6 protein-coding genes, 1 tRNA gene and 1 pseudogene are annotated in these 6,236 nt (G+C 70.4%); 2 read left to right on the forward strand and 6 right to left on the reverse strand.

The genetic code is table 11. The features are described 5' to 3' along the window. The 4 genes and pseudogenes from ACFW2E_RS39105 to ACFW2E_RS39120 form a co-directional block, all read right to left on the reverse strand. Positions 1–111, reverse strand: a pseudogene (locus ACFW2E_RS39105) (50S ribosomal protein L11); the annotation flags it as partial. 169 nt (positions 112–280) lie between these two features. Next, positions 281–1,117, reverse strand: coding sequence for a transcription termination/antitermination protein NusG (nusG, locus tag ACFW2E_RS39110; protein ID WP_384474501.1), 837 nt, complete (start codon positions 1,115–1,117; stop codon positions 281–283). A gap of 80 nt (positions 1,118–1,197) precedes the next feature. Next, a complete protein-coding gene (gene secE / locus ACFW2E_RS39115) occupies positions 1,198–1,485 on the reverse strand; it encodes a preprotein translocase subunit SecE (protein WP_384474504.1) in 288 nt (95 codons plus the stop codon). 107 nt (positions 1,486–1,592) lie between these two features. Next, positions 1,593–1,665: transfer RNA gene (locus tag ACFW2E_RS39120), tRNA-Trp, on the reverse strand. 258 nt (positions 1,666–1,923) lie between these two features. Between ACFW2E_RS39120 and ACFW2E_RS39125 the strand changes: the two genes are divergently transcribed. Further along, complete coding sequence (locus tag ACFW2E_RS39125) at positions 1,924–3,150, forward strand: pyridoxal phosphate-dependent aminotransferase (RefSeq protein ID WP_384474507.1); 1,227 nt, start codon at positions 1,924–1,926, stop codon at positions 3,148–3,150. Positions 3,151–3,303: 153 nt separating this feature from the next. Further along, positions 3,304–4,344, forward strand: a complete 1,041-nt coding sequence (locus ACFW2E_RS39130) for an adenosine deaminase (RefSeq protein WP_384474510.1) — start codon at positions 3,304–3,306, stop codon at positions 4,342–4,344. On the opposite strand, the gene ACFW2E_RS39135 is transcribed toward ACFW2E_RS39130, so the two are convergent. Then, positions 4,325–5,020 (reverse strand): hypothetical protein, encoded by a 696-nt coding sequence (locus tag ACFW2E_RS39135; RefSeq protein WP_384474513.1) that lies wholly within the window; start codon positions 5,018–5,020, stop codon positions 4,325–4,327. The two genes, ACFW2E_RS39130 and ACFW2E_RS39135, sit on opposite strands and share 20 nt — an antisense overlap. After that, positions 5,011–6,159 carry a UDP-N-acetylmuramate dehydrogenase gene (locus ACFW2E_RS39140; protein WP_384474516.1) on the reverse strand — a complete coding sequence of 383 codons (1,149 nt, stop codon included), beginning with the start codon at positions 6,157–6,159 and terminating at the stop codon, positions 5,011–5,013. The genes ACFW2E_RS39135 and ACFW2E_RS39140 overlap by 10 nt, the downstream gene beginning before the upstream one ends. Positions 6,160–6,236 lie beyond the last annotated feature (77 nt).

Consider the following 6,236-nt stretch of genomic DNA (forward strand, 5'->3'; position numbering starts at 1 on the left):
GTTCACGCCGTGCTGACCCAGCGCGGGGCCGACCGGCGGAGCCGGGTTGGCGGCACCGGCCTGGATCTGGAGCTTGATGAGCCCCGTGACCTTCTTCTTCTTGGGAGGCATAGCTCTCCGGGTCCTTTCGATTCGGGTCCTGCCCGCGTACCGGAGCGACCGGGACACAGGCATACCGCACAACGATAACGGGTATAGATGCGCGGCCAAAAACCGAGCAGGTCAGACGACGCCTGAGCGTTCGCCTGACCTGGTCGGAAGCGGTGCGTCCAGAGAACCGCTAGTTCTTCTGGATCTGGTCGAAGGAGAGCTCGACCGGCGTCTCGCGGCCGAAGATCTCCACCAGGCCCTTGACCTTCTTCGAGTCGGGGTTGATCTCGTTGATGGTCGCCTGCAGTGTGGCGAACGGGCCGTCGGTGACGGTGACCGAGTCGCCGACCTCGAAGTCCAGCACCTGGACCTCGACCTTGCGCTGCGGAGCGGGCTTGCCCTCGGCCTCGGCGGCCTCGCGGGCGGCCTTCTCCTCGGCCTCCGGGGCGAGCATCTTGACGATCTCGTCCAGGGTCAGCGGGTACGGGTCGTAGGCGTTGCCCACGAAGCCGGTGACACCGGGGGTGTTGCGGACGACGCCCCAGGACTCGTTCGTCAGGTCCATGCGGACCAGGACGTAGCCCGGGAGCTTGTTCTGCTTGATCGTCTTGCGGTCGCCGTTCTTGATCTGGACGACCTCTTCCTGCGGCACCTCGGCCTGGAAGATGTAGTCCTCGACGTTCAGCGACACGGCGCGCTGCTCAAGGTTGGTCTTGACGCGGTTCTCGTAACCGGCGTACGTGTGGATGACGTACCACTCGCCGGGCAGGGTGCGCAGTTCCTCACGCAGGGCCTGAACGGGGTCGACCGGCTCGGCCTCTTCCTCGGCCGCCTCTTCCTCGGTCGCCTCTTCCTCGTCCTCGACGTGCAGGGCGGCCTCCTCGGCCGGCTCCCCCGCCTCGGCCTCGGCAGCCTCGAACTCGTCCTGCTCGTCCGCGCCCTCGACGATGTCGAGCTCGTCGTCCACCGTCTCGGCAGCAGCCCCGCGAGGCTCGGTGGCGTCGTCGTTCAGGTTCGGGTCAGACACGATGGCTGCTTCTTCCTGGATACATAGGGGTGGAACATGCGAAAACGGGCGCCGGTACCACGGCGCCCTTCGCTCTTGGCTCAGCCGAAGACGTACTTGGCGGCGTGGTTGAGCCCATAGTCAATCACGGTCACCAGCGCGATCATGACGGCGACAAAGAAGATCACCACGGTGGTGTACGACGTCAGCTGGTTGCGCGTCGGCCAGACGACCTTGCGGAGTTCCGCGATGATCTGGCGGTAGAAGATCGCAAGGCGCTTCAGCGGGCCCTTCTTGGCGCGCTTGCCACCCTTGCGGGGCCTCTTCTTGGACTCCGACACCTCGTCCTGGGCATCAGGCGTGTCGATGGAGCCCACGGCGTCCGTCATTCGTCCTCACCTGATCCCGGGTCGTGGCCGTGCCGCGCCCGGTTCCTGAGCCGCACGGCGGTGCAATGCTGTACGTACATGCGCACACATCCTGGCGGTGTGTGTAGCAGGGCCGGAGGGACTTGAACCCCCAACCGCCGGTTTTGGAGACCGGTGCTCTACCAATTGAGCTACGACCCTTCGTTTCCCCCAACTTACCGCATCCGACCGGGTGCTCGGTGTGCACCCGCTGAGCTGCGGCCGCTGAAGGCCAACGAGGTGAGAGTGTACGTGGTCCGCGGCCCGGCGTCGAACAGAAAGTGTCCGCACGGACTCACCAGGCGGAAGATCGTCCTGGCGGGGGCCCGGATCCGGACGCTTGTTCAAGGGCCGGCCCGATGCCGTTCAGTCTGTGAAACCCGCGTGCCGGGGTCGTTTCCGGTCTGAAACGATGGGTCCATGAGCGCTGCAACCCCTCCCACCGAGCGCCGGGTCTCCGCCCGAGTCGGCGCGATCTCCGAGTCCGCCACCCTCGCCGTGGACGCCAAGGCCAAGGCTCTCAAGGCCGCCGGGCGTCCGGTGATCGGCTTCGGCGCCGGTGAGCCCGACTTCCCGACCCCGGACTACATCGTCGAGGCCGCGATCGAGGCCTGCAAGAACCCGAAGTACCACCGCTACACCCCGGCCGGCGGTCTGCCCGAGCTGAAGGCCGCGATCGCCGCGAAGACCCTGCGCGACTCGGGCTACGAGGTCGACCCGGCCCAGATCCTGGTCACCAACGGCGGCAAGCAGGCCATCTACGAGGCCTTCGCCGCGATCCTCGACCCGGGCGACGAGGTCATCGTCCCCGCCCCGTACTGGACGACGTACCCGGAGTCGATCCGCCTGGCCGGCGGCGTCCCGGTCGAGGTCGTCGCGGACGAGACGACCGGCTACCGCGTGAGCGTGGAGCAGCTGGAGGCGGCCCGCACGGAGAAGACGAAGGTCGTGCTCTTCGTCTCCCCGTCCAACCCGACCGGCGCCGTCTACAGCCAGGAGGACGCCGAGGCCATCGGCCGCTGGGCCGTCGAGCACGGTCTGTGGGTCCTCACGGACGAGATCTACGAGCACCTCGTCTACGGCGACGCGAAGTTCACCTCGCTGCCCGCGCTCCTGCCCGAGCTGCGCGACAAGTGCATCGTGGTCAACGGTGTGGCGAAGACGTACGCCATGACCGGCTGGCGCGTGGGCTGGGTCATCGGCCCGAAGGACGTGGTCAAGGCCGCGACGAACCTCCAGTCGCACGCCACGTCGAACGTCTCCAACGTGGCCCAGGTCGCCGCCCTGGCCGCCGTCTCCGGCGACCTGGAGGCCGTCGCGAAGATGCGCGAGGCCTTCGACCGGCGCCGCCGGACCATCGTGCGGATGCTCAACGAGATCGACGGCGTGCTCTGCCCGGAGCCCGAGGGCGCCTTCTACGCGTACCCGTCGGTCAAGGGCCTGCTCGGCAAGGAGATCCGCGGCAAGCGCCCGCAGGACACGGTCGAGCTGGCCGCGCTGATCCTGGAGGAGGCCGAGGTCGCGGTGGTACCGGGCGAGGCCTTCGGCACCCCCGGCTACCTGCGGCTGTCGTACGCGCTCGGTGACGAGGACCTCGTCGAGGGCGTGAGCCGGATCCAGAAGCTGCTGGCGGAGGCGCGGGACTGACGTCCCCCGGTAGTGGACCTACCGCGTTCACGCGCGCGTGGCGGGCCGTTTCCCTGTCGGGAGGCGGCCCGCTTCTTCGTCTCCCTGTGCGAGCAAGACCACGTTCGGGGAAAGAGCTACCCGGACGCCGGGGACGTACGGCAGGATCCTGGGATGGAGCGTGTACGTGATGTCTCTGAGCTGCCGAAAGCCCATCTGCACCTGCACTTCACCGGCTCGATGCGGCCGACGACCGTCCTGGAACTGGCCGACAAGTACGGCGTGCGCCTGCCCGATGCCCTGACGGAAGCACTCACGAGCGGGGAGCCGCCGAAACTGCGGGCCACGGACGAGCGGGGCTGGTTCCGCTTCCAGCGGCTGTACGACGCGGCACGCTCCTGCCTCAGAGAGCCGGAGGACATCCAGCGGCTGGTCCGGGAGGCCGCGCAGGAGGACCTGCGGGACGGCTCGGGCTGGCTGGAGATCCAGGTGGACCCGACCTCGTACGCACCGAGGCTGGGCGGTCTGATCCCGGCCCTGGAGATCATCCTGGACGCGGTGGAGACGACGTCCCGGGACACCGGCCTGGGCATGCGCGTGCTGGTGGCAGCCAACCGTATGAAGCATCCCCTGGACGCGCGCACGCTGGCCCGCCTGGCGGTGCGGTACGCGGACCGGGGCGTGGTGGGCTTCGGACTGTCGAACGACGAGCGGCGCGGCATGGCGCGGGACTTCGACCGGGCGTTCGCGATCGCCCGTGACGGCGGACTGCTCGCGGCACCCCACGGGGGCGAGCTGACCGGCCCGGCGTCGGTGCGGGACTGCCTGGACGACCTGCAAGCCGGGCGGATCGGGCACGGCGTGCGCGCGGCGGAGGACCCACGGCTGCTGAAGCGGCTCGCGGACCTCGGTGTGACGTGCGAGGTGTGCCCCGCGTCGAACGTGGCCCTGGGCGTGTACGAGAAGCCGAAGGACGTCCCGCTGCGGACGCTCTTCGAGGCGGGCGTCCCGATGGCCCTGGGCGCCGACGACCCGCTGCTGTTCGGCTCCCGGCTGGCCGCGCAGTACGAGCTGGCCCGCGGCCACCACGGCTTCACGGACGCGGAGCTCGCGGAGCTGGCCCGTCAGTCGGTACGGGGCTCGGCGGCGCCGGAGGACGTGAAGACGAAGCTGCTGTCGGGCGTGGACGACTGGCTCAGCGGCCCGGCCGCTTGAAGTGGGCGTAGGGCGGATACGGCTTGAAGCAGACCAGGACCTCGTCGGGGTGCCCGCCGCCGCCGCCGCGGGGCGGCTCGACCAGCGGCAGTCCCGCCATCAGCTTCGAGTGACCCTTGACGACGTCCTTCTGGCGCGGCCCCCAGCCCGCCGCGTGGGCGAGGGAGGTGGCCGTCTCGGCGAAGACGTCCCGGCTGCCGAAGAGGAAGAACGTGCGGGCGTGGGTGGTGTGCCGCAGCTCGTCCCGGAGGTCCGGGCGCTCCTGACGGCCGCGCCACCGCTGACGGCTGCGCCAGGCGGCGGCGTCCCGTGCCGTGCGCGCCTCGTCGGTGCGTACGGAGAACGGGACGCCGGGCCCGAGCGCGCGGCGCAGCGCGGGCCACTTGCCGGGCCGCAGTCCGTACGAGTGGTGGACCAGGACGAGGTCGACCAGCTCCCCGATGCCCTCGTCGGGCGGGACCCCGTGCCGCAGCGGCACATGGACGATGGTGTGGCGTGAGTAGGCCGCGAAGGAGAACAGGCCCGCGAGCCGGTTCAGTCCGTCGTGGTCGCCCAGCAGCAGGCCGATCGGCTCCGGGGCACGCAGCGAGGTGTGGCGCAGGGGCTGCCAGGGCTGGACGACCCGGTGTTCGTACGGTCCCGTCCGGGGACGGAACCGGCGCAGTCTCAGCCGCATCTGGGGGTCCTCATGCCCCCAGGGTCGCGGTCGGGCGGCGCCGTCGGCAACGGAGATTCCGCGCCGGCGGCCGCCCCGCGGCCCGAGAGGCTGACGCCCACCGTCACCGGCTCGTTGACCAGGGTGATCCCGAAGGCGGCGTGGACGCCTGCGACGACCTCACGGGCCAGCGCGAGGAGGTCCTCGGTGGTGGCCCCGCCCCGGTTGGTGAGGGCGAGGGTGTGCTTGGTGGAGATGCGGGCGGGCCCGGTGCCGTATCCCTTGGTGAAGCCCGCCTTGTCGATCAGCCAGGCGGCGGAGGTCTTGGTGTGGCTGTCGCCGGCGGGGTAGGCGGGCGGCTCGACGCCGTCGCCCAGCCGCTCGCGCACGCGCGCGTGGAACGCGGCGAACTGCTCGTGGGTGAGGATCGGGTTGGTGAAGAAGGATCCGGACGACCAGGTGTCGTGGTCCTCGGGGTCCAGGACCATGCCCTTCCCGGCACGCAGCTTCAGGACGGTCTCGCGCGCCGCGGCGAGCGGGACGCGGTCACCGGGCTCGACGCCGAGGGCGCGGGCCGCCTCGGCGTACCTGACCGGTGCCGACAGCCCGTGGGCGTTCTCCAGCTCGAAGCGGACGCGCAGGACCACATAGCGCGCGGGGTCGGCCTTGAAGCGGCTGTGGCGGTAGGAGAAGGCGCACTCCTCGTTGGTGAGGGCGACCGTCTCGCCGTTGCGCCGGTCGTAGGCGATGACCTCGGTGATCGTCGAGGACACCTCCTGGCCGTACGCGCCGACGTTCTGGATCGGCGTCGCGCCGGCCGATCCCGGGATGCCGGCCAGGCACTCGACACCGGCCAGCCCGGCCTCGACGGTGCGGGCGACGGCGTCGGTCCACACCTCGCCCGCGGCCAGCTCGAGCGTCGTTCCGCGCAGCTCGAACCCGGTCGTGGCGATGCGCAGGGCGGTACCGGCGAAGCCCTTGTCGCCGATGACCAGGTTCGATCCGCCGCCGATGACCAGCAGCGGCGTTCCGCTGTCGTCGGCCTCGCGCACGGCGGCGATCACCTCGGCGTCGGTGGTCGCGGTGACGAGCCGGGTCGCGGGACCACCCAGCCGGAAGGTGGTCAGCGGGGCGAGGGGGGCGTCGTGGAGTTCCTGCACGCGCCCAAGACTACGCGACACCGGTGACAGCCCCGGCAGGGTGGCGCGTCTCGGGCCGGCACACGCGCGTACGGCCC

This window comes from Streptomyces sp. NPDC058964 (genome assembly GCF_042741275.1).
GTDB lineage: Bacteria > Actinomycetota > Actinomycetes > Streptomycetales > Streptomycetaceae > Streptomyces.